The following is a 1,720-nucleotide window of genomic DNA, read 5'->3' on the forward strand; positions in this document are numbered from 1 at the left end:
GGGCGCCGCCGTCGTCGACGGGGCGGATCCCGCGGGCCACGGCGGCGACGACGCCCGCCACCCCGGCTGGGACGTCGCCCTGGCCTGGCTCAAGGCGGCCGACTCGGAGCTCGTGCAGGCGTTCGTGGGGGTGGCGCGCGGGCGGCGGGGCGCCAGCTCGCGCTGAGGGCGGGCGCGCCTATGCTCGGAATGAGCCGCATCACACTCAAGGAGGGCGCATGTCCGAGCATCAGCAGCACGTCGGCCGCCGGGACCCCCGGATCAGCGACGAGGCCATCGAGCGCGGCCGCCGCGCCCACGAGCTCGACCGCGCGCACGTGTTCCACTCGTGGAGCGCGCAGCGCGACCTCACACCCATGACCATCCTCGACGCCGAGGGGTCGTGGGTGTGGGACGGCGAGGGTCGGCCCATGGTCGACTTCAGCGGGCAGCTCGTCTTCACGAACGTCGGCCACCGCCACCCGAAGATCGTGGCCGCGATCCGGGAGCAGGCCGAGACGCTCGCCACCGTGGCCCCGCAGCACGTCAACGACGCCCGGTCCGAGGCGGCCCGGCTGATCACGGAGCGGCTGCCGGAGTCCATCAACCACGTGTTCTTCACGAACGCGGGCGCGGAGGCCAACGAGCACGCGGTGCGGATGGCACGCCTGCACACGGGCCGGCACAAGGTGCTCTCCGCGTACCTCTCGTACCACGGCGCCACGCGCCTGACGGCGAACCTGACCGGCTCCCTGCGGCGCGTGGGCTCGGACTCGGCGTCGGACGGCGTCGTGCACTTCCAGCCCGCGTACACGTACCGCTCCGCGTTCGGCTCGGAGAGCGACGAGCAGGAGGCCGAGCGCGCGCTGGCCCACCTGCGCGACGTGATCGAGCTCGAGGGCCCCTCCACCGTGGCCGCCGTGATCCTCGAGGCCGTCCCCGGCACCGCGGGCATCTTCCTGCCGCCGCCCGGCTACATGGCCGGCGTCAAGGAGCTGTGCCGTGAGCACGGGATCCTGCTGATCATCGACGAGGTCATGGTCGGCTTCGGCCGCGTGGGCGAGTGGTTCGGCCACCAGCTGACGGGCGTCACCCCGGACATCGTCACGTTCGCCAAGGGGGTCAACTCCGGGTACGTGCCGCTGGGCGGCGTCGCCATGAGCGACGACGTCTACGAGAGCTTCGCGACCACGCCCTACCCCGGCGGCCTGACCTACTCGGGCCACCCCCTCGCGTGCGCGGCCGCCGTCGCCGCGATCACCGCGATGGAGGAGGAGGGCATGGTGGCCAACGCGAAGCGGATCGGCGAGGAGATCATCGGGCCGCGGCTGGCCGAGATCGCCGCGGCCCATCCGAGCGTGGGCGATGTGCGCGGCGCCGGCGCGTTCTGGGCCGTCGAGCTGGTGAAGGACCGGCAGACCCGGGAGCGGCTGGCCCCGCTCGGTCAGGTCGCGCCCGTGATGGGGCGGATGATGGCCGAGGCGAAGGACCGGGGGCTGCTGCTGTTCATGGCCGAGAACCGGTTCCACCTGTGCCCGCCGCTGAACATCTCGGACGAGGACCTGCGCTTCGGCCTCGACGTGCTCGACCAGGTCCTCACCCTCGCCGACGAGGAGGTCGCGGCCGGCTGACGGGACCCGCCCCCCAGCCCCGCCGGCCCCGCCCCAGTCCGCCCACCCCGCGTTTTCGAACGTGAAAGGGGGGTTCTCAGCGCTTTCGGTCGTGAGATTGGCCCTATCTC

1 protein-coding gene is annotated in these 1,720 nt (G+C 72.8%); it reads left to right on the forward strand.

Annotation, left to right across the window (positions count from 1 at the left end; all coding sequences use genetic code 11):
• The first annotated feature begins 218 nt into the window (after window positions 1-218).
• Window positions 219-1,610 carry an aspartate aminotransferase family protein gene (locus HMPREF3105_RS11080; protein ID WP_070709630.1) on the forward strand — a complete coding sequence of 464 codons (1,392 nt, stop codon included), beginning with the start codon at window positions 219-221 and terminating at the stop codon, window positions 1,608-1,610.
• Window positions 1,611-1,720 lie beyond the last annotated feature (110 nt).

The sequence above is a fragment of the Micrococcus sp. HMSC31B01 genome (genome assembly GCF_001816085.1).
GTDB lineage: Bacteria > Actinomycetota > Actinomycetes > Actinomycetales > Micrococcaceae > Micrococcus > Micrococcus luteus.

Excerpts from the sequence above, each read along its gene's own strand:
- HMPREF3105_RS11080 (WP_070709630.1), top strand. The coding sequence starts at position 219 with ATGTCCGAGCATCAGCAGCACGTCGGCCGCCGGGACCCCCGGATCAGC.